At 38.1% G+C, this 26,939-nt stretch carries 24 protein-coding genes and 2 pseudogenes; 3 read left to right on the top strand and 23 right to left on the bottom strand.

Annotated elements, in window-relative coordinates:
- Positions 1-3 precede the first annotated feature (3 nt).
- Complete coding sequence (locus tag DW959_RS03990) at positions 4-810, top strand: LytTR family DNA-binding domain-containing protein (RefSeq protein WP_117822175.1); 807 nt, start codon at positions 4-6, stop codon at positions 808-810.
- Here DW959_RS03990 and mutY read toward each other — a convergent pair.
- From mutY to DW959_RS03960, 6 genes are all read right to left on the bottom strand, one after another.
- Positions 793-1,845 carry an A/G-specific adenine glycosylase gene (gene mutY / locus DW959_RS03985; RefSeq protein WP_117807112.1) on the bottom strand — a complete coding sequence of 351 codons (1,053 nt, stop codon included), beginning with the start codon at positions 1,843-1,845 and terminating at the stop codon, positions 793-795. The two genes, DW959_RS03990 and mutY, sit on opposite strands and share 18 nt — an antisense overlap.
- Positions 1,846-1,958: 113 nt before the next feature.
- Entirely contained in the window at positions 1,959-2,198 is a 240-nt protein-coding gene (locus DW959_RS03980) for a hypothetical protein (protein WP_008399828.1), read from the bottom strand.
- A 6-nt stretch (positions 2,199-2,204) separates the two neighbouring features.
- On the bottom strand, positions 2,205-2,831 hold the full coding sequence (locus DW959_RS03975; protein WP_021943307.1) for a metallophosphoesterase: 627 nt from the start codon (positions 2,829-2,831) through the stop codon (positions 2,205-2,207).
- Positions 2,832-2,904: 73 nt separating this feature from the next.
- On the bottom strand, positions 2,905-3,879 hold the full coding sequence (gene bsh / locus DW959_RS03970) for a choloylglycine hydrolase (protein ID WP_021943306.1): 975 nt from the start codon (positions 3,877-3,879) through the stop codon (positions 2,905-2,907).
- Between the two features lie 626 nt (positions 3,880-4,505).
- Positions 4,506-5,375 carry a methylenetetrahydrofolate reductase [NAD(P)H] gene (gene metF, locus DW959_RS03965; RefSeq protein ID WP_021943305.1) on the bottom strand — a complete coding sequence of 290 codons (870 nt, stop codon included), beginning with the start codon at positions 5,373-5,375 and terminating at the stop codon, positions 4,506-4,508.
- Positions 5,376-5,388: 13 nt separating this feature from the next.
- The gene (locus DW959_RS03960; RefSeq protein ID WP_117822331.1) at positions 5,389-6,135 is read right to left on the bottom strand and encodes an NERD domain-containing protein; all 747 of its coding nucleotides are present in this window, start codon (positions 6,133-6,135) and stop codon (positions 5,389-5,391) included.
- A 180-nt stretch (positions 6,136-6,315) separates the two neighbouring features.
- Between DW959_RS03960 and DW959_RS03955 the strand changes: the two genes are divergently transcribed.
- Complete coding sequence (locus tag DW959_RS03955; RefSeq protein WP_117807108.1) at positions 6,316-7,638, top strand: sodium-dependent transporter; 1,323 nt, start codon at positions 6,316-6,318, stop codon at positions 7,636-7,638.
- A gap of 237 nt (positions 7,639-7,875) precedes the next feature.
- Here DW959_RS03955 and DW959_RS03950 read toward each other — a convergent pair whose 3' ends face one another.
- The 4 genes and pseudogenes from DW959_RS03950 to DW959_RS03935 all read right to left on the bottom strand — a co-directional run bounded on the left by DW959_RS03950 (position 7,876) and on the right by DW959_RS03935 (position 10,686).
- Positions 7,876-8,166 carry a hypothetical protein gene (locus DW959_RS03950; protein WP_117807107.1) on the bottom strand — a complete coding sequence of 97 codons (291 nt, stop codon included), beginning with the start codon at positions 8,164-8,166 and terminating at the stop codon, positions 7,876-7,878.
- Between the two features lie 45 nt (positions 8,167-8,211).
- Positions 8,212-9,099 (bottom strand): phosphatidylserine decarboxylase, encoded by an 888-nt coding sequence (locus DW959_RS03945; protein WP_117822176.1) that lies wholly within the window; start codon positions 9,097-9,099, stop codon positions 8,212-8,214.
- A 74-nt stretch (positions 9,100-9,173) separates the two neighbouring features.
- Positions 9,174-9,740, bottom strand: coding sequence for a CDP-alcohol phosphatidyltransferase family protein (locus DW959_RS03940; protein ID WP_347475312.1), 567 nt, complete (start codon positions 9,738-9,740; stop codon positions 9,174-9,176).
- Positions 9,734-10,686, bottom strand: a pseudogene (locus DW959_RS03935) (lysylphosphatidylglycerol synthase transmembrane domain-containing protein). The gene DW959_RS03940 and the pseudogene DW959_RS03935 overlap by 7 nt, the downstream one beginning before the upstream one ends.
- Positions 10,687-11,114: 428 nt before the next feature.
- Between DW959_RS03935 and DW959_RS03930 the strand changes: the two are divergent.
- A complete protein-coding gene (locus tag DW959_RS03930; protein WP_117822179.1) occupies positions 11,115-12,479 on the top strand; it encodes an MATE family efflux transporter in 1,365 nt (454 codons plus the stop codon).
- 57 nt (positions 12,480-12,536) lie between these two features.
- On the opposite strand, the gene DW959_RS03925 is transcribed toward DW959_RS03930, so the two are convergent.
- The 13 genes and pseudogenes from DW959_RS03925 to DW959_RS03865 form a co-directional block, all read right to left on the bottom strand.
- Complete coding sequence (locus DW959_RS03925) at positions 12,537-12,842, bottom strand: HIRAN domain-containing protein (protein WP_117822180.1); 306 nt, start codon at positions 12,840-12,842, stop codon at positions 12,537-12,539.
- Positions 12,843-13,110: 268 nt separating this feature from the next.
- Entirely contained in the window at positions 13,111-14,823 is a 1,713-nt protein-coding gene (locus DW959_RS03920; protein WP_117822181.1) for a hypothetical protein, read from the bottom strand.
- A gap of 23 nt (positions 14,824-14,846) precedes the next feature.
- Complete coding sequence (locus tag DW959_RS03915) at positions 14,847-15,230, bottom strand: C-GCAxxG-C-C family protein (protein WP_117822182.1); 384 nt, start codon at positions 15,228-15,230, stop codon at positions 14,847-14,849.
- Positions 15,231-15,453: 223 nt separating this feature from the next.
- Positions 15,454-16,008 carry a hypothetical protein gene (locus DW959_RS03910; RefSeq protein WP_117822183.1) on the bottom strand — a complete coding sequence of 185 codons (555 nt, stop codon included), beginning with the start codon at positions 16,006-16,008 and terminating at the stop codon, positions 15,454-15,456.
- Positions 16,009-16,018: 10 nt separating this feature from the next.
- Positions 16,019-17,797 (bottom strand): hypothetical protein, encoded by a 1,779-nt coding sequence (locus tag DW959_RS03905; protein ID WP_118615442.1) that lies wholly within the window; start codon positions 17,795-17,797, stop codon positions 16,019-16,021.
- Positions 17,761-19,746 carry a hypothetical protein gene (locus DW959_RS03900; protein ID WP_118615440.1) on the bottom strand — a complete coding sequence of 662 codons (1,986 nt, stop codon included), beginning with the start codon at positions 19,744-19,746 and terminating at the stop codon, positions 17,761-17,763. The genes DW959_RS03905 and DW959_RS03900 overlap by 37 nt, the downstream gene beginning before the upstream one ends.
- 30 nt (positions 19,747-19,776) lie before the next feature.
- Positions 19,777-21,024 (bottom strand): type I restriction endonuclease subunit R, encoded by a 1,248-nt coding sequence (locus DW959_RS03895; protein ID WP_117822185.1) that lies wholly within the window; start codon positions 21,022-21,024, stop codon positions 19,777-19,779.
- A 171-nt stretch (positions 21,025-21,195) separates the two neighbouring features.
- The gene (locus DW959_RS03890) at positions 21,196-21,699 is read right to left on the bottom strand and encodes a hypothetical protein (protein ID WP_147340236.1); all 504 of its coding nucleotides are present in this window, start codon (positions 21,697-21,699) and stop codon (positions 21,196-21,198) included.
- A gap of 146 nt (positions 21,700-21,845) precedes the next feature.
- Positions 21,846-22,313 carry a hypothetical protein gene (locus DW959_RS03885; protein WP_147340237.1) on the bottom strand — a complete coding sequence of 156 codons (468 nt, stop codon included), beginning with the start codon at positions 22,311-22,313 and terminating at the stop codon, positions 21,846-21,848.
- A gap of 466 nt (positions 22,314-22,779) precedes the next feature.
- Positions 22,780-23,277 (bottom strand): aminoglycoside nucleotidyltransferase, encoded by a 498-nt coding sequence (locus DW959_RS03880; protein ID WP_009247521.1) that lies wholly within the window; start codon positions 23,275-23,277, stop codon positions 22,780-22,782.
- 84 nt (positions 23,278-23,361) lie between these two features.
- Positions 23,362-24,906, bottom strand: coding sequence for an ATP-binding cassette domain-containing protein (locus tag DW959_RS03875; RefSeq protein WP_009247522.1), 1,545 nt, complete (start codon positions 24,904-24,906; stop codon positions 23,362-23,364).
- 453 nt (positions 24,907-25,359) lie between these two features.
- Positions 25,360-25,737: a TnpV protein gene (locus DW959_RS03870; RefSeq protein WP_009247523.1), complete on the bottom strand. Its 378-nt coding sequence runs from the start codon at positions 25,735-25,737 to the stop codon at positions 25,360-25,362.
- Between the two features lie 26 nt (positions 25,738-25,763).
- Positions 25,764-26,900, bottom strand: a pseudogene (locus DW959_RS03865) (plasmid recombination protein).
- Positions 26,901-26,939: the final 39 nt, after the last annotated feature.

Genomic DNA, 26,939 nt, shown 5'->3' with positions numbered 1-26,939 from the left:
CCCATGACAATTCAGGATTTTGTTTCTCTTTCAGGCGAGATATTGACACAATATTATGACAACAACATTACGCCATTTCTCGATGCATGCCATGAAGATATTCTGTGGATCGGTCCTGCCGAAAAACAGGTGATTCGCACAAAAAAAGTACTGGTCAACACATTTCTGTCTGAACAGCACGAATTAAAATTTGTTCTTCATGATCTGGTTATTACTCCTCTTGCTACGACCAGCAACCGGGTAGTTGAGATCATTATGTTCTTTATGGTTGATACGATATGGCCTGATAACAGCATGAATCGGGTTAATCAGAGGATTCATCTGTCCTGGATCATGAACAACGGAGTTCCTCAGATTCGGCTCTGCCATATCTCAAATGCTATCTCTTACGATGAACGAGATACCATCTATCCGGTGCATTACGATTCCAAATTCCGCGGAATGCCGCTTGCCGGCGTATCCCGCTCGGAACGTTTGTCGTTTAAGGGTACAGATAAATCTCTGCTTTTTCTGAATCGGAATCAGATCCTGTACATAGAATCCCATGGCAGACACTCCAATATCCATACAATCTCCGATTCCTACGAGATTACAGAAAGTCTGCTTTCTCTGGAAAAACGCTTCCCGGATTATTTCCTGCGTTGCCATCAGAGTTATTTGATCAATCCTGATTTCGCATCATCAATTGAACGTTTTAAACTTACAATGTCCGATGGCTTTGTAATCCCAATCCCGGAAAAGAAATATACTCAGGTAAAACGTCTGCTTCTGGATTTTATTAACGCCCGGTCATCAGGCACCGGAATTTAAAAGATCTTTAAACGGTGCAAATGCTGATGGAATCGCAATCTCCTGCTTCAGCTCTTCTAATGTAACCCAACGAAGATCTTTCGCCTGCTGTTCCATACATTCCATATAAAAGGCTTTCATATGCCATTCTACATGGGAAAAAATATGTGTATATGTTGTCTCCATCCAGATTTCTTTTGGGTGGAGATTTTTTGACGTTACATACGAAAGGATCTCCTGTGTGCTGTAGCTTCCGGGAAGATTCGGAAATTCCCACAATCCATGTAACAACCCTTTCTCTGTCCGCTTCCGTATCGCAACCTTATCTTCATACCGAAGCATCAGCACCGCTTTTTCTTCCACTTTCCGTTTCTTCTTTGCTTCACGAACCGGATACTGCTGCCAGGAATCATGCTTATGAGCTTTACACAATTCCTGTAGTGGACATACCTCACATTTTGGCGCACCATTTGGCAGACAGATTGTTGCTCCAACCTCCATCAGACTCTGTGTCAGCATATCGCAATGTCCATACCGGTACACCTGCAGAAGCTCCTCCCGGATTTTCTTCTTTACTGCCTGCTTGTCGATATTTGACGGATCTTCCATCACTCTGGTATATACCCGGAGAACATTTCCGTCCACCGCAGGAGTTGGCAGATCAAAGCAGATCGAGCCGATTGCTCCCGCCGTATATTCTCCGATTCCCGGCAGGCTCAGGATCTCATCGTATTCTGCAGGGAAGTTTCCCTGCCATTCTATCACCACTTCTCCTGCTGCCTTTTTCAGATTTCTTGCACGGTTATAATATCCAAGTCCTTCCCAAAGTTTCATCAGGCGGTCATCATCTACCTCTGCCAGCGCCTCAATCGTCGGAAGCTCCTGCAAAAACGTTCTGTAATATTCTTTTACTGCTTCCACTCTCGTCTGCTGCAGCATGATCTCCGACAACCATACATGATACGGTTCTTTATCTTTTCTCCATGGAAGATCTCTGGCATGCTCCGGATACCATGCGATCAAATTGTCCGCGATCTGCTTATATACATTCTGCATAAACTCATTCCATCCTGTTGCGTTTTTGTATTTTATCTCTATCAATGACCAGAGCGGCAATTTTTTATTTTTTTGCCGTTCCGGTCATTTTGATAAGAATAATAATTATACACTTAAAATCTTCTTCCGCCCATGCCACACATAGGCTTTTCTTCTGTCTCCGGTGTTTCTACTACATAATTTGTGCGAAATGCAGCATTTACTTCTGCAATTTCTTTCTTGCCATCAATGTAATCTCTGAAATATTCCATCAAATTCATACCGGAATTCTCACAGCCTTCTTCTTCCTCCCACTGTTTTACAAGTGCAATTCGTTCTGATTTTGTTGTGTCTTTAATTAATGTACTTTTCATCTGAAATTACCTTCCTTTTTTCTTTTTTTCCGGGATCTCGATTCCTCTTGCTTCTAACAGTTCCTTCAATGACTGTGGCTCATAATTCATATACGGTTGCATACAACCGACATTGATCGCCAGGAAATCCTGGTCTTCCTCATGAAGATCCTTGCGTTCATTCAGCCGCTTTATGCAGTCCTGAAAAAACACATCCTCCGGGGATCGGTGTGTATGCCCATACAACAGGATATTCCCTCTATGCTGACCATTCCAGAACAGGATTGGATAATGACAAAGCACCAGCTTATATGCATTTCCTCGAATGTTGTCTGTAATCTCTTTGTAATTACAAACCTCCTCAAATAACTGCCGGAGCCTGTAATCTGACAGATCATCATGGTTCCCATGCACAAGAATCTTATGTCCTTTTAACTGCGCAACGAGTGCAATCAATTCTTCACTTTTTCCCCGCTTACTGAGGTCGCCAAGGATATAGACCGTATCACCATTTGTCACCTTCCGGTTCCATCTGGCAAGCATATCGGTATGCATTTCTTCCAGTGTCTTATAATCTCTCTCATCATATCCGCTTCCGCTGCCTGCAAGCTGACTGGCACAGCAGAAATGCAGATCGCTGATATAATAATTCATTCCGTGTTTTCACCTCGCAATGTCCTTATGACATTTTTCCTCTCACCAGTTTACATTCTACCAAATAGGTATATCAATTCATCCAGTGGATCTGTTCTCCCTGAACCAGTGGATATCTAAAAAGCTCGGAACCGTCCAGATCACAATGGTGCATATCCACACCTGTGATCTGGTGGTTGTCGTATGTTGTATAATAATAAATTCCTTTATCTGCATTACAGCAGGAAGTATAGAGTGTGATCTCATATTTGCCATCTGCCACTTCACAGCATCCACGCTGCTGATCGACCGATCCGAGAATATGGAAGAACTGGCTGATACTCTCAGCCTCGCTGTCACCGGATTTCGAATTCATTTTTGTAAATGCGACCTTCGCAAATCGTGACGCTGACGACAGATCACCCGGCAAACCAAGTGCACCCATGCCCCTGCTGTAAGACTGTAACTGCAGCTGCTCTGCGAAAGTATTTTCCGGCTGCTTCGGAGATAAGCCCTGATAATTATTCAATAAAAACATCTGTGTCTCAAATGGTGGATTGTTCGTGAGAACTCCGACCGGATTCTCATGTATATGCATTCCATCCGCCATACACTCAACTGTGATCGCAGCATTTCGATCTGCTATGATCCAGTGTAACTGTGCCGATGGAAGCTGTTCGCTGAAAGGTGTTCCGACCAGATTCATCCGGTCAAGCAATGCCCGTACCTCGTCCAGATCCGCACACTGTCCAAGTATCCACGGGATAAATTCAAACTGTGCAACATTATCCCTACCAGCTTCTACTGCCTGATAAACTGCATTTCCAACAAAATTAAGTCCCGCCATACCAACACCCTTTTCATTGATCGCATCATAATAAAGCGGATATCCACCTGCCACATGCGCCATGCCAATGATCGCATAATGAGAATACCTCTTTCCCATATGACGAAACTCAAACGGGAACTTTCTCGGTGTCACCGTAATCTCATCCCCATAAGAAAATTCATAATCTAACGTTCTGCCAAAATAAAAATCCTTCGTTTTATACGTCGCTGCTGTACACATCTATAACCATCATCCTTTCCTGTTTTCTCAATTTTGCAATCTTGCACTCATCAAGTTCAAAATTATATTCTTATTATTTTCATATACTACACATGTTACTATTAGCATTCGCATAAAACAATGGTTCAATTATAAAAGAATTATAAAAAGCGGCATTCTTGCAAAAGCATTTCCGTATAACCAGCTATTCACTATAATATAACATCAGCGAGGATTTCGTTATGACATGCACATTGCCAGTAAATGCGAGTGCTTGTATGAGCCGAAGGCGAGTTGCACAGGAGCATTTACGAATCAGGCATGTGCATGGAATAGAAACCACAGCGAGTTATATATAGTGAGTAGCTGATTATACAGAAATGTCTCTGCAAGAATGACGCTTCCAGATTCTATTCTTCCATGTATTCAATATAATCTGTTTCATCCGCAAAAAGCTGGTATCTTCCATCTACATATCCCATATAACCTTCCGTTACAAAATATCCTTTTATCATAATTCCGATCTCCTGTACATTTGTTCTGTCCTATAAAGTTCCGATTTTCTTTGAATTTCCTGTATTTTTATACAGTCAACCCGTTTATGGCTTTATATTACAGTTTTATATGCACAAAAAATCGTACATCTTTTAAACCAGCAAAATATCAGACAGATTTGCCTGAATTCCTGCTGCCACCTCCGGCTTGTTCATGGAATATACATGAATGTGCTTTACGCCATTTGCCAGAAGATCTATGATCTGATCAGTCGCATAAGCAATACCTGCCTGCTTCATTGCAGCTTCGGTATCTCCAAACCGGTCAACAATATTCTTGAAACGTTCTGGCACATTGCAGCCGGATAATTTGACGGCATTTTTCACCTGAACCCGCTTCGTGATCGGCATGATTCCCGGAATCACCGGCACAGCAATCCCTGCTTCTCTGATACGATACATGAAATTAAAGAAAATATTGTTATCAAAAAACATCTGTGTAGTCAGATATTCACATCCCGCTTCCACTTTCTTTTTCAGGTTTGCAATATCATCCTGCTTGTTTGCAGAATCCGGATGAACCTCCGGATAACAAGCTCCGCCCACACAGAAGTCTCCGCTCTCTTTTATTAATTTTACCAGCTCCGATGCGTGAGCAAAATCAGTAAATACCTGTCCATCATAATTCTTTGGAATATCCCCACGAAGTGCCAGGATATTTTCAATCCCTGCATTTTTCATTTCAGAAAGTGCTGTCCGGATGCTGTCTTTATTTGCGCATACACAGGTCAGATGCGCAATCGTCGGAACTCCGTATTTTTCTTGAATCTCATTTGCAAGCTTGATCGTATGTCCTTTTGTGCTGCCACCCGCTCCATATGTAACACTCATATAACTCGGCCGTAATGCCGCAATTCCAAGTGCCGCAGCTTCCACACTTGCAAAATCTGTATCCTTCTTCGGTGGAAAAACCTCAAATGACAATGTTGCTTTCTCCTGCCCTATAATATCTCTTATCTTCATGTATTTCCTCCTGTCATTTCATCTTTTTTGTATATCTGCAGTTGGGATAATTCGTGCATCCCAGAAATTTACCATATTTTCCTCTTTTATATACTATTTTTCCGCCACATTTAGGACAGATCCGCTGAACTTCCTTATTATTTTTTCTGATATTCTGTGCTTCCTTAATTCTCTTAACATGCCCAACTCTCAGGTCGCTAGATGCTTCATTAATTGTCTTAATTCGATCCGCCAACTGTTTGATTTCATCTTGTGTAAAAACAGGTTCTTTATATGATTTTATAACCTTTTTCACCTGTAAGATATGAACCACATAATCTCTACTTTTTACTTTTATTGTTGAATTTGCTGAAAAAGCAACAATGGATATAAATTTTTCTTCCGACAATCCCAATATTGTGCTCAAATTTTTTATATGACCATAATTCTGTCGTATTGGATTATAAAATTTATATTTTTTACCATACATATTTTTTGTCCATTGCTCAGCATATGGACTTCCTGTAATCCATCCTTTATAATTCTTCGTCTCAATTACAAAAATTCCATATAAAGAAACAACAATATGATCAATCTGAGTACTTCCCTTTTCTGTCGGCAGCATCACATCATTTAAAATAATATAATCACTATCTGGTAATGTCGCTAAAACCACCGATACTTTCTTTTCCCCGATTATTCCTTTAACCTTTGCCTGCAGCCATCCAACTAATATACCCGCTACAGCAAAACCTATTATAACCCAAATTGGCCAGTTCATAACATACCTCCCCTTATACTTTTCTCGGATGCCCCTATTATATAAATTCTACAATAATATGACAATAAAAACATTCTTTTCTGCCACACCATGAAAACTTTCGAAAAGTTTGCTGGCGTAATCCCATATTTTCCTGTATAGTATATGGGTATGTAATTTGTTTGGAGGAGTTATCAAAAGATGAAAAAACGTGAATCATTTAACAACAAATGGGGATTTGTCCTCGCCTGTATCGGCTCAGCGGTTGGCATGGGTAATATCTGGATGTTCCCAACCAGAGTATCCCTCTATGGCGGAGGCTCTTATCTGATCCCTTACTTCATATTCGTTATCCTGATCGGATTCACCGGTGTGATCGGCGAAATGAGTTTCGGACGTGCTACCAAATCCGGTCCGGTCGACGCTTTCGGCTATGCCTGTGGAACAAAGGGTAAACAAAAACTTGGCGAACTTCTTGGTTTTATACCGGTACTTGGCGCACTTGCCATGGCGATCGGCTATACTGTCGTAATGGGCTGGATCTTAAAATATATGATCGGTGCATTTACCGGTTCAACACTTGCACCGGAAAATGTAGAATCCTTTGGTGCCGCATTTGGCTCAACCGCTTCTGCATTCGGCAATAACCTGTGGCAGATCATTGCACTCGCTGTCGGCATTATCATTCTGATGTTTGGTATCGGAAACGGAATCGAAAAGGCAAATAAGATCCTGATGCCTCTGTTCTTTATCCTGTTTATCATTCTTGCGATCTATACCGCCTGCCAGCCGGGTGCTGCCGAAGGATATAAATATATCTTTCGGATCGAGCCAAAGGTTCTCGCCGATCCAAAGACATGGATCTACGCACTTGGCCAGGCATTTTTCTCCCTGTCTGTTGCAGGAAATGGGACACTGATCTATGGCTCTTATCTGCCGGACGAAGAAAATATACCGGAAGCTGCCGGACAGGTTGCTTTATTTGATACGATCGCTGCGTTACTTGCAGCCCTCGTTATCATTCCGGTTATGGCAACGACCGGTGCGCAGTTAGACCAGGGTGGTCCGGGACTTATGTTCATCTATCTGCCTGCCCTGTTCAAATCTATGCCGGGCGGACATATCATCGCCATGATCTTCTTCGTTGCAGTATTCTTTGCAGGCTTGTCCTCATTGATCAATCTGTACGAAGCTCCGATCGCAACGATTCAGGAAAAGCTTGGATTAAATCGTAAATTATCCTGTGGTGTGATCGCAGGAATCGGCGTGATCGTATCCATCTGTATTCAGGGAATCGTATCCGGCTGGATGGATGTTCTGTCCATCTATATCTGCCCGCTTGGTGCAGGACTTGCCGGAATCATGTTCTTCTGGGTATGCGGTAAGAAATATGTAGAGGAGCAGGTAAACCTTGGACGTGAAAAGAAGTTCACAGACAAATTCCTGCCAATCTGTAAATATGTCTATTGCCCTATCTGCATTCTGGTTTTAATACTTGGAATCGCATTAGGCGGAATCGGCTAAAACAGGGATAATGCGAGATTCAGATACTTCTATTTATAACAATACCCCTATTGAATAACACACTACGATTTCTGTTCGATGCACATGCCTGATTCGTAAATGCTCCTGTGCAAACTCGCCCTTTGGGCTCAAACATGCACCCGCATTTACTGGCAATGTGCATTCTCACAACGAAATCTCGTTCATGTTATATCAATAGGGGTATTATTATAAATATAAAATATCTGAATCTCGGCATTACTCCTCGTCATTAGGAATGCCATTTGCCAGGTATTCATTCCACTTGGCGTTGTTACGCTCCAGTTCTTTTTTCTGCATGATGCGGTTGCGGTCTGTGAGGATCGCGAGCATCTCATCTACGACCTCCTCCATAGGAAGGGTCTGATAATGTGACAAATAGCCGATCATACGACCGGCTGTAAAATCTGTATTCAGATTCTGTGTTATAACCTCGCAGAATTCCACCGGATAGCCCCGGTCAAGCATCATCTGATATAGGTTTTTACTTGCTTCTGATCTTGGTTTCATTTATGATCACCTGACTATTCTTTCGATATATATCTGCATATCCAATTATGCATCCAAACGGTTCGCTGATCGTCCGATCTGCTCTCCCATTTTCACCAGTGTTTCCATTCCTGATCCGGTATGTTCCAATAAATCCCGATCCGGTATCACAACATTCTTCTGTGTCAGCAGAATGATCGTTGAACCGCCGAATTCAAATCGTCCTTTTTCAACACCCTTATGAACAAATCCCAAGCCTTGCTGATTATTACTGATCTTACCAACCATCAATGCCCCGACTTCCATCTGAAGAAGCGTTCCAAACCGCTCCGTCTTTATCAGACAATACTCTCTGGAATTCATCTTGTAGATCGGACAGACATCATTTGCAACCGGGTTCACCGTATGCAGAATTCCTGCTATCTTACGCTGTTCGGATTTTCTTCCATCTGCTGCATAGCAATACCTGTGATAATCATCTACCGTCAACCGGATCACATAAATATGTCCGTCCAGATACCTCTTAGCCAGCTTCTTGTCCTGCAACAACTGTTCCAATGTATACTCGGTGTGTTTAATAAGAAAATGTCCGTTTTCATGGATCTTATACACACTGACCTTTCCATCACTTGGGCTGACCAGCGCATTTGCATCCGGATTAACCGGTCGTTCTTCTGCTCTGATCTTTCGAGTGAAAAAATCATTATATGAATCAAATATCTGTTTCTCATATAAGGACAGATCAATGCCATTCTTCTTTACAAACCCCGGAACTGCCAGTCCTGAAATCCGGGTATCCAAAAATGTCCCGCCTATGCGGGACACTATCGGTGACAGAAAGGGACGGATCAGACACCTCGTCACTGCATGTCCATAGATAAATGCAAGCAGGCGATCCTGACCGGTCTCGCCCTGTCTTTTATGTCCTTTTCGATCTATATATATGATACTCATTTTCTTTTCTCCAATCTTCTCCTACCATATATGGAGCATTCGAAGCACCGCCAGCGTTACAACGCCAACGATGATCACCAGTGTGCGGTTCTTTGGTTTACGGAATTTGAAATTTGTAATAAACAGCAAACCGACCAGCAGTACCAACGCATGAAGCTGAGCATAAATTCCCGCTTACCAAGCATCGGCTTAAATACTGCCAGAAGTGGCAGAAGCACAGCCATAGATGTGATCGGAAGTCCCTGATAATATTTACGTTTTTCCTCTGTCTCATCCTGTCTGACTTCCTCAGAAACATTGAACCATGCCAGACGGATCAGGCCTGCCAGCACATAGAATAACAGGATCGCAACACCAGTCAATCCACGCATTCCCATGCGGTAGCAAAGGATTGCCGGTGAAACTCCAAAGCAGACAATATCCGCCAGAGAATCGATCTGGATTCCAAATCGTTTTTCAGCCTCTGTACGATCTTTCTTTGTCCGTGCAACCTTGCCGTCAAACATATCGCACAAACCGGAAATTGCCAGACATACAAGCGCCATCCGGCAGTCTCCATTTAATGAAAATAACATACCACCAATGGACACCATCAGACTGATATATGTAAGAATTACTGTATAATCATAAACACCTAACATTTCTCTACCACACTTTTCTTTTTTCTTCCAATAGTAAAATTTGCAACAATCGTAAATATCGCACTGAGGATCAGTTCTGTATAATACCCCAAGCCACGGGACAATACCATACCCGGCAGAAGAAGCATGCTTCCAAATACCGGAAGGAAGATATCAAGGAATATCTTCTCACTGATTCCCATTCCGCCCGGAAGCGGCAGCATATCAACTGCAACCGCGATCGAGCCCTGAAGAAGTATCACGGTAAACGCTGATGTTCCTTTTAATCCAAATGCAAGATATACGAACCAGGTTGCTGCAAACAACGCAAACCGCTGCACCATCGTAATGAGGAATACAACGATCAGCACCTTTTTATTTTCCTGCAAATAAACAGCAGCCCCCCGATACTGATCCATCGACTGAACCAGCTTCTTTGCTCTTGACTTTCTATGTTTTAATATATGGATTCGTTCTAACAAAATATGCCCTTTGATCATAATTGACTTCGCAAAATTCGGATGAAATGCAAATACAACCATAATCGCTACACACACCACATTCAATCCCATTCCGAGATAAAACCAGAAGATTGCATCCGATAAATACCGATGTATAAATCCCTGCCCGAAGATCACCAATGCAATACCAAGCAGTACCAGTACCATCTTGTAGATAATGGTTATAATCAACAATACCATCGTTGAGATGGAATCGGTATATCTTCTTTCTTCATATAGTAAACCTGTGCCGGCTGACCGCCTGATGCAGACGGAGTAATGCAGCTAAAGAAAAAGCCAACGGATGAAAATAAAAAGCAGATCCATTTCTTTACCTTTATACCAAGTGAATGCATCAGATAATGAATAATGATAGATTCTCCCCATATGAAGATTATTACACAGATAACGCCGGGAATCAACCAAAACGGGTTCACAGTTTTAATTATTTCGATGATCCGCCCCATATCCTTGCCATGAAACACACCATAAAAAGTTGCCGCAAAGATCAGAAGCAAAAAAATTATATTAAATATCCATTTTTTCTTACTCTCCATACGTCCTCATTTCCAATTTCACTGCCTTATGCATGAAGCATTTTTACTGTTTCTTTACCATGTCTTTGCCAATATCTGTTTTAGTATATCACAACGTTTGAAAAAAATGTTAAATCTGACATTAATATCACATTAATAATATTTAATGTTGTATTGCAAAGTGTTTTTAATTCCTTATTCACCTTCCATCGCTTATATGACAACACAACTGAAAAAACATTACAGAAAAGCGTATTTTTTATAATCCCATCTTGACGACATTTGTCGATAGTGTTTAAATAGATTCTGCTTCTAATGTGTGAAAAAACATTTTAAAATACTACTTTGGGATTATAGATATGAAAACGATACAGTCAAAAGAAATGGATATGTTAAACGGGGGATTAGTTGGAAAGCTGATCCTTTTTTCACTGCCACTTGCATTCAGCAGCATTTTGCAGCAATTATTCAACTCCGCAGATGTCGCTGTTGTCGGCAGATTTGCCGGAGATAATGCGCTCGCTGCAGTCGGAAGCTGTGTGGCTCTGGTCGGCATCTTTGTCAACCTGATCGTCGGTCTGGCTGTGGGACCAAATGCCGTCCTCGCTAATCTGATCGGGCAGAAACAGCGTGACAAGATCAACGATATGGTACATACGATCCTGACATTTGGCACAATCCTCGGACTTGGGCTTATGATCCTCGGCTTTGCCTCTGCCCGGATCATTCTGGAATTATCCGGTACTCCGTCCGGTGTTCTTGCCGAAGCACTGTTATATATCCGCATCTATTTCTTAAGCATTCCGTTTATGACCGTTTATAATTTTGGAGCTGCCATTCTGCGAAGCTTCGGTGATACCAGACGACCAATGTTCTATCTTATCATCTCCGGTATCGTAAATGTCATCCTGAATCTGATCCTCGTCATCTGCTTTCATCTGGGTGTTGCCGGTGTTGCCATTTCCACTGTAATCTCTAATATTATCAGTGCTGTTATGGTCATGGTATACCTTTACCGCAGAGATGATGAATTTGCATTCCGGTTCAACCGGATGAAGATTGTGCGCCCGTATCTGCGCAAGATCCTTCAAATCGGTATTCCATCCGGTATCCAGGGAACCATTTTCTCGATCTCGAATGTTTTTATCCAGAGTGGTATTAATTCATTTGGCAAATTTGCGATTGCAGGTTCTTCTCTTGCGCTTAATTTTGAATATTTTACCTATGACATTGCAAATGCATTTGCACAGGCAACGGTCACCTTCACCAGCCAGAACTATGGCGCAGGGAACATCAAACGCTGCAAGAAGGTGTTCTGGTTAAATATGCTGTTTGGCATTGTCTTCACAGAGATTCTCGCAGTTATCTTCATCGTATGGAGTGACTTTTTCGTCGGAATCTACACAGAAAGTACAGCAGTCGCTGCCTACGCTTTGATCCGTATGTATCATGTCTGCTCACTGGAAGGTCTGACCACTACTTACGAGGTTGAAAGTGCCGCTCTCCGAGGTATGGGCAAATCAGTGGAACCTGCAATCTTCACCATCTTAGGAACGGTTGTTTTCCGCTTGATCTGGCTTGGAACAGTCTTCCGTCTGCGGTCAACATTTGACTGGCTGCTGAATGTATATGCGGCTTCATGGATATTTACCGGATGCGCACTGTTTATCGTGTATGTAAGACATATGAAGAAGGTGGAGAGAAGACAGAAATCAGCACTTTAGGGACTATGAAATAATAGCTTCTTTGGTAGTTCTGATTAGCTGCCTTTTGCTCATAAATTATTTTATTCCATCCTCCACAATCTTACAAATTGCACCGCCATCTATAACTGCGATAATCTTGCCCTTGGCTGTTTTACCGATCCTGTCATACAACCGGCCGGCACTTGAAGACTCACCCTTGACAGTGAATGGACTGTTTGCAACATAACCACATTTACCAATGCCTTTGATCTGCACCATAATTGCTTCTGAATCAAACTCATTGTCCGGTTCCTTTTTCAATTTCACCTTCATACCCTTTTCCATAAATTCATTTCCCAGATAATGATTACATCCTGTAATTGTAAAATACATATCCTTCATATATACCGACTCCTTTCTGATCATATATTATATCGTGAGCATAGCTCACTCAATGCATTCCGCAAAATCAACATCCTTGCGAGCAAATAATTTTGCGTTCATTATATCTTGTTGCTTATGAATGTCCCTGTCTTCATGGCTTTATATTAGCAACTATCATGTCCAAATAAATGTACATCCGAAAATTTCTTTTCATCCACAATATATTATTTAATACTGCAAAGTCGCCAGACACCTGCATTTCTACAGGTATCTGTGACTTTGCATTTTACTCTAAATGAGTGGACCATGTATGCCAGTCATATGGATCATACTTGTTGATATCTACATAATAATCACCCTTCATTAACTCTTCGATCGTATTATATTCATTCAAAGCGAACTTACATGATGCAGAAGTTAATGTACTATAAGTTGGTTTATGCCAGCCTGTAGGATCAAACTTAAATTCTGAACTGTCCGATGCATACCCCTGAACCTCACATTCTACAAACTTACCCTGCCCCATAAAAATCAGTGTCACCACATGTCCTCCACTTACATTATGCGGCTTTTTACTTGCAGCAGAATAATACCGGCTATAATCATTATAAAAACCATTTTCCCCATCATATGAACAGGACAATATTATATAGGGATAACCAAGTTCTGTCATGGCATTTGCTACCGTTGACGCACCCCAGCATGTATACTCTGAATAACTATGACTACCGATCCAATAATTAAGTGCTGTATATGTTTCATAATCTGTCATATCGGGTGCGCATTGGGCAACATCTTTTAAAATACCTTTCAAACGCACCTCTCTATCATAGTTATACACAGGCTCTAAAAACGGATCATATTCCCAATACTTTTTACGGTTAAATTCTACAGAATTTGAAAATCCGTTCGACACCAATGTTACAACCTTCGTATCACCAAAATACACATCTACGGATTGTTTTTTATCTAGCAGACAGCTTACATTTACAAGTATATACCCAATATATCCTTGCTTATAAAGCGTCTGCTGCATTTTGTCTCGCACCGGCATTTCATCATAATATACCACCGATATGTTTGTCGCTACCTGGACATTTTTTCTATCTGGGATATATTGTGTATTTGAAAAGCTGTTAAATCCACATTTTCCATTATACTCTGTATGAATTACAACATCGTTTTTCAACTTCTGTTTAATAAAAATCGGGAAATAGCACTGTGCAAAATCCTTTGAGATTTTGTATGCTTCATCATTATAATTCGCATAATCTGTATATTTAAAAAAAGGAAACTCATCCGTTTTGTAAGCAAGATCTATTCCGTTTACTGTTTTAGTCGTCATATGATAATCAGGTATCGGTATCTTTTTCGTTACCTTCGACCACTTGGAATAATATGTTTTTCCGCCTATTTTTTTATAGGTACGTATGCGGAATGTATATGTTATTCCATATTCACTGACATATAGATAGAAGCCGCTATAATAAGTTTCTATCTTTTTTTTCGTTACCTTATCCCCTATGGTTCCATTGTTTCTTACCTCAAGCTCATACCCATCCATTTTCATAGTAGCACTATTCATATTCCAATCGAAATCTAACGTATCACCATAAGTATCATTTCTGTAAAATGTGCTTTTCAAACCTTTTATAGTAGGAAGTGCTACACTATATTCTATCGTCTTACTTCCTTTTATTTTTTTACCTTTATATTTGCCTTTTAAGGTTACTTTGATTTTATATTTACCCGGTTTGACCGGATTTTTAGGATATGTAATCTTATAATTCTTCGGTTTTAATTTCTTCCCCTTATACTTTACTGTAACTTTAGGTTTAATTTTCTTTCCTGTATAAGCATAAGTTTTTTTACTCGTAGTTACCGTCCATTTCGAAGTTGTACCTTTTGCATAAGTCTCTATATCAGCTCCCTGAAATGCAAATATACCGAATACTAATAAAATAACTACGGCTAGTAAAAGTCCTCTTTTTCCTCTCATATAACGTTTCTCCTCTCAGGGTATTACCTATATTCTTCTATCAGTCCAATGGCTTCTTTGATCATGCCGTCACAGTGCGGTTTCTTCTGACCACCCGCCTGTGCATTTGCCCTTAACAGATCAAAGCAATTAATCATACCATTATGATTCTCTTTCATTTTTCTCTGGAACTCTCCTACAATATGAGGATCTGAGATTCCCAATGCTCCGAGTACCATCAGTGCTCCTGTCACAGCTCCACATGTACTGCCTGACTTCATTCCTCCACCAAAATTTGTACCAAGTGCCTTCATCTGGCTCTCCGACAAACCAAGCTCCTCTGCATAGGTCATCATTATCGTTTCCGCACAGTTCGGACACCTCTCATTATTTCTTAACTGCATTGCTTTTTCTATGTGTTTATCCATAAAAAACCTCCTGATTATCATTTGTAGATTCGGATATAAAAATACCCATTTGTCATTGTTTTTATGAGCAGCATGCTTTTCGGTAAAAATTATCTGCTGAATTAAAAATATCATTGTAAACTTATTATACAAGATACAAATACCATCGCAAATACTTTTTCATCATTTTCAGAAACTATACAATCTGCATCCATATCGCAGGTAATGATCTGCTCCTCAAAATCTAAAAAAAATCTTTTTCACTCCACCATTTGGGACCGGATGTATTTATAACAAAGCCATCGCATATATTTAATAGCAACGACAACCTATGATTAACATTTATTGTTTCATATGCCTCAGAATGTATGTAGAAATATGAATTAATCAACGATTTAAACATCTCTCCAGATGTTCTGCCCTTATTTCTAAATTCATTATAATCCAATACTCTCTTTTCTGAAAAATCTTTATCTATGCCCACTAAAGTACTTGCACATTTTCTCCATGTTTTACCAGTCTTATAAAATGAGAGAAAATATAACTTTTCAACATTCACATCAATACCATCAACATTATATTTGCATGGCTTATAGAAATATCCATCATACAAAGATGACAGCTCCCATATGCTACGAAGCACTTCTATAACATCTTCTGCATTACTTTCAAGTGATATCATAAATTTCTTTGTCTCTTGTATCAGATTACCGGATACATTTTGAAAATCAATATTTGGGGGCTGCATGATATTAGTATTTGCATTTGGTTTTGTTTCAAATTCAACTGTAATCCTCAATTCCAACCTCCTATTGTTGTTTTACCCAAACTTCAAAGAAACTCTTTTCTCTATCCTTCTTTTCAGGGTAACTTGTAATAAAACCTTTCCTTTGTAGTTGTGATAATAATTTTTCATTATGACCATTTACATCAATTGAAATTTCTTCCTTATGTCTGGATTTATTATCACTAAGCTTACTCCACTCACCCCCAAGATCCGTTAATAATCTCGAAATTTCTGCAATACTATACACTTGCAAATGATTTACAAGCAACATATGTCTTCCTGCGTTATCCAAATTTTTCCATGCATATTCAACATATGCCTTATCTACATTAAATTGATTATTGGCAATAGTCTTTGCCAGATTTTCAGTCATACTACTTGCAGATATTTTTTCCAATATTCCACGCTTGTACTTTTTATCAATAGTCGTATCATTCAGTAACATAACAATTTCTCTTTCGTTCAGTGGAATAGATGGCAAATCATTTACAAAGTCATCAATATATTCTTTACAATATACTCCAAAACTATCTTTTGCAAGACTTCTAATCTTTTCAATCTTTGATACGGTATATCTTATATAATGCTTTCTGATTAATAAATTTATTTTGTCCACCGGAAGTTTTGATACATCAAACTCAATTTCTTCATCACATTTATAATTATCTGCTATTTGTTCCACTGTTTGTACTGTAATTTCTGAATTAGTGATAATATTCTTTATACAATCATTGTCTATCTTATCTGTCTTCTCTGACTTTACAATGTCACTACAGTTTTCATTAACCCAGACTGACAGTTCAGTGGTAATACCAAATTCATTATAATAAGATTCGAAATTCTTCCAAGTGGAAGAAATACGGCTATTTTCAAGTAAATAATTCCAAATTTCTTTCCTTTTTTCTTTTTCAACATTATTCTCACAACATTCATCCAGGTTGTCCCAGTTTACTTTTTCCTTATCCAATACAGCTATGACAAGTTCAATATTTGTATTTGCCAAACGTTCTATGATATCTTCTACCGCACTTATTTCCTCAGAATTATTCTCATCTATTCCCAATACAAAATGATTAATATAATCTTCAAAATTATCCCAAATCCTTTTATTTAAGACATTAATTTCAGCATTTAGAATAGTTGTATAATGTGCGTTCTTAAGCCCATCTGCCAAATCCGAATGATAAAAATTTATTACCGATGAAACCATAGAATTATTTAACTCATACATATCGTTTTGGTATATATAATTTAATACTTTCGCGTCTGCACCTACATTATTAATTTTTCTGAATACTATCGCCTGTCTTGATATTACTTCGATTAGTACATCCGCTGATACTCCATTTAAGCATGCTAATGATTTTTCATCTTCAACGATAAAATTTTTTATGCAATTCGAGCGATCTACTTCATCCATTATTACAATTTGATCCATAGTTGCATTATTTAAAATTAACGACAAATATTTATATTTAGTCTCATCCAACAAAGAAACATCCTGCGCAATATTTTTCCACATATGGCGGTAGTATTTACACAATTCACTTACAAACTCATTAACATTTTGACCTCTCTCAATATATTCTTTTGTAAATTGATAATGTTCCACTCCTTTGTCCAATTCGAAACCATCAAAATAATACTTTTTATTAGTTTTCTCTGAACATTGGATAAGCATAAAATCCGTAAGTATATAATTTAATGTCTCTGTCTGCCTATACTCAGCATCATAAATACGATCACTCACCTGCTGCAAATTTTTTATTTCAAATGCGAAGTTCTTTGCTCTATTGCGCATACGAATGCTACGTAAATAATCATTCTCATCCTTCGTAATACTATTGGGATGGAAATAATTAATATAATCTGCATAACTCTCGTTATATATCCATTTATAAGTAAAAACTTTAAAAATCCATATTCACTTATTCCTTCCGGAAGAAAATCCTCTCCAAACTCAGCAATCAACTCTTTTAATGAGTATCCATCTATTTTGGCAATCGTCACTTCCAAATTTTGTATTTCTAAAATCAATTCTTGCTTTTTAGGGCCTTCGCTGAATTGCAAATCATTCATACGCTTTAAATATTTGCTACCCTCTGATGCCATTTTTTGTTTGATATTACTTACAGTATGCGATTGCTCATAATAACCATTAGATTCATAATATCCAATAATTAGCTGGTTAATGTTCTCAAATTTAGTTAAATCAAAATCCCCTTTAAGTATTTCTCCATAAGAATATTTACTTCCATTATTTATCTGCAAATTTTTTATTGGATAATATGTTCCATTGTCATATGATAAAAATCCCAAAAACGCATGCTTAATTTCTCGCAACCCGAAAAGAATATCGTTATGTACATTTTCTAGAATTTTTCTTTTAGGTACTATTAGCTCTTCAAGTTTTTCCTTTTCGGCATTGACATAAGTTCCTTTCTCCTGAAAAGCCTGCTTAACTATTCCTCTCTCAGCCTGTAATTCAGCAAATTCTTTCGGATATAGATTTTTAAATGTAATCATCGAAAACATTTCTTCATCTTTAAGTTTCGTCGTTTTTAATGTTCTCTTATATACAAGAAATTCATTGCATATATTAGTCAACACTCTCATATCTTGTACAAAAGGCGAAATCTTCCATATATAGCGATCAGATATATCATAATTTTTGCTTTTATATACACCATCTGCACCTTTTTCAAATTTTAACAATCCTCTTAATATTTCCCCAGAGTTTGTTGCATTGATATAAGGAATCACTGGAACAATGAAATCAAAAAACTTGGTTCGCTCCTCGTCTTTGAACATATCATCTTTTATCGCATATATAAATACAACTTTGCGTTTAATATTATCATAATTATTTATGACCGTATTTAATTCACGTAGTTTTATAAAAATATTAGGTTGGTTGAACCTGTCCAAATCCTCAATAAAAACAGTATCATAAGTTGTACTTTCAAAGAAATAGACAATTTCATCTAACGACTTATCAAAGATTGATTCCTTTTCTTCTTTCTTAGATATACTTGCCTTATCACCCAAGTTAATATTAGCAACTCTGAAATTTGACATCACATATTTAAGAACTGTTGTAATCAATAACAATACAACAAAGATTGTTACTATAAATACAGCATACGATGACCATTGATTAAGGTGAAAAAAAGCTCCATTATTAATGACTGTATTTTTAAAGTCTTCCAAAACATTCGGATTAATTTCAAAATAAACAACTGATGCTACGACAGTTAACATCAATAGCGAGAAAAACATTTTCCAATAGGATAATTTCTTAATCTTTCTATATCGGCTTTGTGGAATTTTGCCCACATCCACTCTGTAAAAAAGTTGTTTAAGAATCCCTTCCTCTATTACATTTTCATCAACGTCATCTAAAGTCCAATCATCAGCTAATGAAGATGTGTTATCATCTTCTCCATTTACTGATTTTGTTGGCGTTGAAAATGCTGCCAATGATATGGACAAATATTTTGTCTTAGGATATTTTTCCAGATACGTTTTTATAACACTACTTTTTCCCGCCCCATACGGACCTGATAATGCTATATTTTTTACCTCTTTATTCTTTATCGCCCAATGAAGTGCTCGTATATATTCTTCACTATTCTTTGTATCTGATTCTGGTGTTAAGTCCCTGTATCCAAACTTCCCCTCCGGGCAGCCATTTTTCTGTTGCCCAGAAATTAAATTTTGTATTTTTTCTTTTAGATTCAATTCTTTCATTTTTATCCTTTCCGGGCATCGTATGCTCTGCTATTTTTTCACCGGTTCTCTCATCTCTCGATATATAACCCCAGCCAATGCATTCATAATTGCATCATATTTAGCTTTATCTTCAAACAAAGACTGGTAGCTCTCCTGAGACTCCATATAACTATCCATTGCAACAGTTCCAAAAGCATTGGGGAAGATAGTCTGCATGAAGATAAGTGGATCTGTTGTGCGTGCTGAATTAGCAAGTTTCTCGTCTTTTGCTAATTTATCATGAAGAGCTCCAAGCATAACTCTATCCGCATCCGTGAAATCGCCCTTGAATTTTTCATTCACTTTTTCGAGAATTTCATCCAAAGTGCTCTTTTTCTTTAATCCCTGTTTTCCTTTATCTGTAACAGTTTCGTATTGACCATCCATATTTTCAAGTTGTATGACTCCTTCAAATGTCTTTTTTATCTTGTAATATTCAAGTTCCAATTTGCCATCAAGATCTACATCCTCCTCTTTTTCCGCTGGAATAATATCTATCAAATATCTAAGGAATAAATACTCATGATGCATCTCTCTGTCAAATATACGAACCACCTGCGATATATAGCTGTACCATTTTACAAGACTTCTCGCTTGTCTTCTAAACAGATAGCGTTCTTCTGGATTTTTAAGGTTATATCTATCAGCTACTGGTTTTAAAACACTGGTCATCTGCCCCATAGAATTCTTCTTTTGCGCACCAGGTCTATTCCATACCTCAATGAATCCAATAATGTCATTATCATTGTAAATAGCATAATCACGTAACTCTCGTTGTGTTTGATACATCAGGTCAACATTTACTTCCTGTTCCAAGCTTGTCTCCTGATAGAACGGCCGGAATGCATCCAATATCTCTTCCTTCGTATTTGCAAAATCGAGTATAAATGTATCTACCTTGCCTGGACATGTTCGATTAAGTCTTGAAAGTGTCTGCACTGCTTTTACTTTCTTAAGTTTTTTGTCAACAATCATTGTATGTAGCAATGGCTCATCAAAACCAGTCTGATACTTTTCAGCGACTACAAGAATATTGAAATTATCATGGAACTCGGTTTTTGTCTGTGATTCAGATATATGACTTCCATCACGTCTCACATTTAATCCCGTCTCTGTATATTCCTCATCGCCATCTTCTACACTTCCTGAAAATGCAACTAATACATCCATATTGTCATAGTGATGATTGGCTATGTATTTTTTTAGTTCATAAAAATATCTTACCGCTGCCAATCTGGAATCTGTAACAACCATCATCTTCCCTTTTCCACCAATCTTATAACGGGTAGTGTCTTGGAAAGTCTCTACTATAATTTCAGCTTTCTGACTGATATTATACGGATGTAGCTTTTCATATTTTTTTATTGCTTTTGTTGCCCTACTCTCTGGCAGTTCTGGATTTTCATCTGTTTTCTTTGCAATCTTAAATCAAGTACTATATGTCATATAATTCTGTAATACATCCAAAATAAATCCTTCTTCAATTGCCTGTCTCATACTATAAATATGAAATGGATAAAAGCCTTCTTCGCCATCAGATGCTGGTGTACCAAACATCTCAAGAGTTTGTCCTTTGGGTGTTGCTGTAAATGCAAAGAATGATAAATTCTTGTGTTTTCCATGTGTTATCATTTCCTGCACTACCTTATCATTTTTATCAACTTCATCTTCAGCAATTCCCTCAATCTCCGCATATTCTCGTAATGCTTCCTCTGTATCTGCAAGAGCTGTTTTTAATTTCAGTGCTGAGCTACCAGTCTGAGAAGAATGTGCTTCATCCACAATAATCGCATAATTTTTCTTTTCACTTTTATCAACTTCGGTATAGATTACAGGAAACTTCTGCAATGTAGTTACAATAATACGAATTCCATTATTTAAAGCATCCCTCAAGTCTATTGATTTCTTTTTATACCTTGAATGTAATTCCACGATGTTTAAAACCATGTCTTAATACATAGATAAGACCATCAGCATCACACGCATTATTAAATGCAAGACAAAATTTTCTTTCCGGATTATCTGCATTTTGCATGACAAATCGTTTCCAACAATTCTCCTGTGTAGCTTTAATAAATCTAATTAACGTATCCACATATAATCCTACTGTAATATGCATTAGGTGTAATACCAGCTACATTAAGAAATTTTTTGGTTTTAACCAATCCAACGGATGCCATATCCCTGATAAATGAATTAATAGTCATTTGATGGTCACTTAATTTTCTCAGGTAATAAATATAAAATAGCACCTGTTTTATCAATAATGGCATACGTGAATAAGTTAATAGTATTGGCGTATTTGAAATTGCATTTTTATTGTAGTTACCAAATTGCGGATAACTATTAACAATCGCCACAGTCTTATTCAACGCCACATTATAAGTAATTATATTGTTTTCTAAATTCCAAACTATGGAATACAATTCCTCTTTATCATTTCCTGATAACACTGAATTTGAATTTACCATAGCTCCAAATCTATTAAACGGGGGTAACATCTGATTAAGTTTAGTTATTACAGCTTTTTTATCCATTAATGTCAAGTCTGAACTTTCTCCTTAATTTATTCAATTTATTTTATCACAAAATTACAATTATCACCAAGATATACTATGTCAATACTTTTAATCTAGCTTCACACTTTTATCACTCTATAAACAACCCTTGTAAAACTTAAACCTACCCATCTAACAGTCACCAAATATCCCCAAATAATCCCCATCAAAAAGGCTAAAGCCCCACAAATGGCTTAGTTAAGCCATTTATGGGGCTCTGTTTACTACTCAAACTCTACAAAGACTAACGCTTTTTGTTTAGGAATTATTCTCTGTAATGTTTCTCGTTCTTTTGATTATTTGATATATCCATATTATCCTGCCTATACGAGCTAATGTTATCATTTTGTTATCGGCATTGATAACACCTACTCGATAACTGTGGATAATAACTATATGTAGCATGTCAAATTATAAGCTATTTTGCTTAGAGATTCAACACAAAACTGAAATTTTACTTTTCCTTATATTCATCTGGTATTGCTATTTGAAATGTTTCACACAACAGCATCACATCATGCACATCATTTTTATCGTGTTCATATCCCAAATGAAGCATTACCTGACTCAATGGTTCAATACAAGAAACAGTTATATCTCCAACTTTTCCAATACCGGAAAAAGTTTTTGATGGAAATATATCTCCCTCATAAACAATTCCGTCATCTGTAAATTCAAAACAATGTAAATCAATGATTCTTTGTTTATCATCTTTCCAGACAGTATGACCATCCGTTGTATAATCAGTATTTACTTCCTCAAATCCATGCTGCTTAATCACATAAATATAATCATGATAATGTTTCAGTTCAACAAACAAATCAATATCATTGTGTATTCTTGATTCTCTTTTAAGAAGTGCATCAACACCCCATCCGCCATCTAAATATACTTTAATTTCGTTTTGCAAAGCATATTTTATAATTTCACATGCATCTTCTGTACGTACCATAATCTATCCTCCAAATTCAAATCTTTGTATGCTTTCCAACTCACTAAAAGCCTGAAATTTGTCAGTCTTTCATCCTTTTTGTTATCAATCACCAATTAGCTGTAATCCATTAGGATTTAGCTGATATATTTTATCGCACACCTCTTCAATATACTTTCTATCGTGAGAAATGCTAATGACAGCCCCCGGAAATTCTCGGAGCATTTTTCTTATTACCGGACCGGACAATGGTGAAAAATTTCTTGTCGGTTCATCCAGAATAAGAACATTTGCACCACTTAAGCTCATCCTCAAGAGAAGCACTTTCGCCTTTTGTCCGCCTGATAACTCCCGAATCGGATGCTCCATTTCATCTGGTGTGTATTTAAGTGAACCAAGGTATGTTCTAATTCTTGTACGCTCTTCTTTATCTCCTGTTTTATCAAGGTAATCAACCGGTGTAACATCCAAATCCAGCAGGTCTTCATAAGTTTGAGGCATATATTCTGCTTTAATGTCATTCCGATTTAGGAGTTCTTCCGCTATCTTTTTTAGAAGAGTCGTTTTTCCTGCCCCGTTGGCTCCTATCATACAGATTTTTTCTGAACCTTTTATTTTTAAATGAATTCCTTCTGCTAAAATTCTTTTGCCATCCGGAGTCACAAGCTTTGAAAGTTCATATTCTATGACCGTTTTTCCTGCGGGAATGTGTGAGTTTTCATCCCCTAATTTGACAAAGATTGCTTCTTCCTGTTCCGGCATCTGAGTCATATTTTCATCTTCTTTTTCAAATCTTCGTTCCATTGCCTTAACCGTATGCATTTTGTCCTTTAAGTTTTTGGCAACAGACGGTGCTTGTCTGGTACAACTTCTTAATGCACCTTGTACACTCTGCATAACTCTTTGATATTTTTCATCGCGAATCTTTTTCTCCCTACGGTCACTCAGTGCCCGCTGTTTTTGGATTTCAAATTTATGAAGCCGTTCTTCCACATAGCGTCTATAGGGAAGCTTTGCCACGGTATATCTCGCCTTTGTTTTTCGTATAATCTGCTCGATATGTATCACCATGTTGGCAGTACGCTCTATCAGCGTTTCATCGTGTGAAATAAAAAGCACAATGTGCTTCCAGTCATTTATGATTTTTTCCAGTAATGTAAGCGTCGCAATGTCGATGTCATTGGAAGGTTCGTCCAACAACAGCACAGAAACATCGCGAATGAAAAGCCTCATAAGTTGTGTCTTGACTTTTTCGCCTCCTGAAAGACTACCCATTGTCTGGTTACTGTAGAAAAAATCATTTTTCATTCCAAATTTTCCCGCAATAACAGACAATTCTTTAGGCGTTTTCTCCCAGAATATTTCCTCTTCAGAAAAATATTCGTATATTGTTTTTTCCTTATCTTCATCGAGCATCTCCTGCGGAAGATAACCAAGACGTTCGTGTCCCATTATCCTTTCCCCATCTGCTTCTATATAGTTTTCTACAAGCGACGGATTGTATATCCACTTCATTAATGTCGATTTCCCATTTCCCTCTTCTCCAATAATAACTGCCTTATCTCCATCATTTAGCACAAGGTTGAAATCATTAAGAATTATTCTCAGGTCTTTTTTATGTGTTAAATTTAATTTTTTTATCTGCAACATTAAAGTTTCTCCTTTTCGAAGTCTGAGCCAATTATTATTTTGAACACACAAAAACGAGTCTTTTTTGCATACGCAAAAATAGACTCGCTAAATAGCCCCTTATTTCTTTTCCAAAAGGAAAACAAAGGAAATGCCTCTTGCGATAATCCAACTTAAGCGTACACAAAACAAACCTATTCTCTACAGGCTCAATAACTATATGTGTCTTACTTAAATCAAATTATCTATTAATCATTTCCTCACCTTACACAAAATGTGCCTTTCTTTCTTCTAATGGCAATACTATCATACTGTATTTTTTGTGTCAATACATTTCACCTTATGGAAGTGCAAATTAAAATTTTCACTTCCTAATTATACATCCAACCATTACGAAATTCAATCTTTCACAACCTCTTTACAACCACAACCACAGCACTCCAGCAAACGCAGGAGCACCATACCGTAAAACGCTTATGTGTAAATCAACTCCGTTCCTACAACTTCCCTCACACAAGCCTGAATATTATTCATTCTTCCAATCCATTCGTAGGGATTATCTTTCTTTAATTGTTCCGTCACATCTTGTCTGTCGGCATATTCCTTTACCAGTCGAAGAAACATATCCTCTGCTTGCTTATCGACTTCTGCAAGATAACTATGCAGCTTTCCGCTTGTCAGCAGGTTCATATATAACACTTTATAGTGTTCCTTTAAATGCCTTGCATGTCGTTTCCCCCATAAACCAATCGGCTCTATTTCTTCTTCGGCTGGTACTGTGATGTTCGGCAATAAATAATCACCCACCTGTCTATAAGTTCCGCCCATTTCTTCAAAAATTGTCTTTGTCATTTTCCTTTTCCTCCTGTGATTTTTGTCTATCGTGATCGTGTATTATCACGCTTGCGACCTTTAACTGTTCTTGCCTGCTCCAACAAATCATCTATCTGTTTGCGACCAAAAACCTTACGGAGCAGGCTGTAATCTTTATTTTCTGCTTTTAGGATTTTGTTTTCTTCGGTCAATCTTTCATTGACTTTCTCCAAACGCTGATTGGTGCGGTATAACTGTGCATTCGCTGTATTCAGCCTATGATAGTTGTCCCACCCCTCAAAGCAGCGGGCAAGCACCGTTTTGACAAGTTGCTTCAATTTCCTTACAACCGGCTCTGCCATTTTGGTTTATATGCTTGCAGTCATAAATTTCTCTGGTTCTGGCAACTGATATTTCGGTGCAGTATCAAGCTCTATTTCAAGATTTGACAGCTCGTCTTTTGCCTTATCATAGTTCAATACTCGTTCCGACAACACATCAAATTCAATCTGTTTCTGCTCGATTTTCGCACCTAATGCCGCCACTTCTTTTTCTCTTTCCTGCTTTTTATAATCCAAAACAGAAAGATGTTTTTCGTGTGTGCCTAAATGTTCCCACTCAATCCCATAACGTTCCATCACCGCCGCAAGCTGTTCTTTTTCGGACTGTATCCATTGCGACCACTCCGTATCGCCACGACTGCCGCCCTTAAAACCTTGCGTTGCAAGAGCCTGCTTTAGTGACACTCTTGTATCAAGTCCACGCTTGCTGCCTGTGGTAAAAGGTACAAAATCTATGTGCAGATGTGGTGTAGCTTCATCCATATGCAGATGAGCCGAGAACACCCGAAGCTGTGGATTTCGCTCCTGAAAACCCTGATAGTATTCATCTAAAATCTGCTTTGCCAGTTCTCCGTTTTCCGTATCGGCGTTCATATTTCCCTTACCGCCCACCTGTAAAATGATTTCGTGGAACGGTTTTTCCTGCTTGGAACTTCGGATTTTTTCATAATAATCTTTTATCTTTCGGTCTGACCTTATCTGCTTGGCATTGTATCTTTCCAATGCTTCATCAAACAATTCGTGATAAACTGTCTTTATATTTTCATTGCAGTAGTCGATATTGAGATGAGTACGAGTTCCGTCTACATTTTCTGCTCGGAACTTTCGGCTATTGTGATTGACCGAGCCTTTACCGACCATTGCACTTATCGTTCTCTGCATTTTTTCATCTCCCATCTG

This window comes from Clostridium sp. AM46-21 (assembly GCF_003480025.1).
GTDB lineage: Bacteria > Bacillota > Clostridia > Lachnospirales > Lachnospiraceae > Coprococcus > Coprococcus ammoniilyticus.
The sequence above is the reverse complement of the archived record's forward strand: the minus strand, read 5'-3'. Positions and strand labels throughout refer to the sequence as shown.

Coding starts and splice junctions, on each gene's coding strand:
- DW959_RS03980 (WP_008399828.1), bottom strand. CDS start 2,198: ATGAAAAGTACATTAATTAAAGACACAACAAAATCAGAACGAATTGCA.
- DW959_RS03945 (WP_117822176.1), bottom strand. CDS start 9,099: ATGAGTATCATATATATAGATCGAAAAGGACATAAAAGACAGGGCGAG.
- DW959_RS03950 (WP_117807107.1), bottom strand. CDS start 8,166: ATGAAACCAAGATCAGAAGCAAGTAAAAACCTATATCAGATGATGCTT.
- DW959_RS03940 (WP_347475312.1), bottom strand. CDS start 9,740: ATGTTAGGTGTTTATGATTATACAGTAATTCTTACATATATCAGTCTG.
- DW959_RS03990 (WP_117822175.1), top strand. CDS start 4: ATGACAATTCAGGATTTTGTTTCTCTTTCAGGCGAGATATTGACACAA.
- DW959_RS03915 (WP_117822182.1), bottom strand. CDS start 15,230: ATGGATAAACACATAGAAAAAGCAATGCAGTTAAGAAATAATGAGAGG.
- DW959_RS03870 (WP_009247523.1), bottom strand. CDS start 25,737: ATGACAAAGACAATTTTTGAAGAAATGGGCGGAACTTATAGACAGGTG.
- DW959_RS03960 (WP_117822331.1), bottom strand. CDS start 6,135: ATGAACTGGCCAATTTGGGTTATAATAGGTTTTGCTGTAGCGGGTATA.
- DW959_RS03875 (WP_009247522.1), bottom strand. CDS start 24,906: ATGTTGCAGATAAAAAAATTAAATTTAACACATAAAAAAGACCTGAGA.
- DW959_RS03900 (WP_118615440.1), bottom strand. CDS start 19,746: ATGAAAGAATTGAATCTAAAAGAAAAAATACAAAATTTAATTTCTGGG.
- DW959_RS03925 (WP_117822180.1), bottom strand. CDS start 12,842: ATGAAGGATATGTATTTTACAATTACAGGATGTAATCATTATCTGGGA.
- DW959_RS03895 (WP_117822185.1), bottom strand. CDS start 21,024: ATGATGGTTGTTACAGATTCCAGATTGGCAGCGGTAAGATATTTTTAT.
- DW959_RS03975 (WP_021943307.1), bottom strand. CDS start 2,831: ATGAATTATTATATCAGCGATCTGCATTTCTGCTGTGCCAGTCAGCTT.
- mutY (WP_117807112.1), bottom strand. CDS start 1,845: ATGCAGAATGTATATAAGCAGATCGCGGACAATTTGATCGCATGGTAT.
- DW959_RS03955 (WP_117807108.1), top strand. CDS start 6,316: ATGAAAAAACGTGAATCATTTAACAACAAATGGGGATTTGTCCTCGCC.
- DW959_RS03880 (WP_009247521.1), bottom strand. CDS start 23,277: ATGGTACGTACAGAAGATGCATGTGAAATTATAAAATATGCTTTGCAA.
- DW959_RS03920 (WP_117822181.1), bottom strand. CDS start 14,823: ATGAGAGGAAAAAGAGGACTTTTACTAGCCGTAGTTATTTTATTAGTA.
- bsh (WP_021943306.1), bottom strand. CDS start 3,879: ATGTGTACAGCAGCGACGTATAAAACGAAGGATTTTTATTTTGGCAGA.
- DW959_RS03905 (WP_118615442.1), bottom strand. CDS start 17,797: ATGCGCAATAGAGCAAAGAACTTCGCATTTGAAATAAAAAATTTGCAG.
- DW959_RS03930 (WP_117822179.1), top strand. CDS start 11,115: ATGAAAACGATACAGTCAAAAGAAATGGATATGTTAAACGGGGGATTA.
- metF (WP_021943305.1), bottom strand. CDS start 5,375: ATGAAGATAAGAGATATTATAGGGCAGGAGAAAGCAACATTGTCATTT.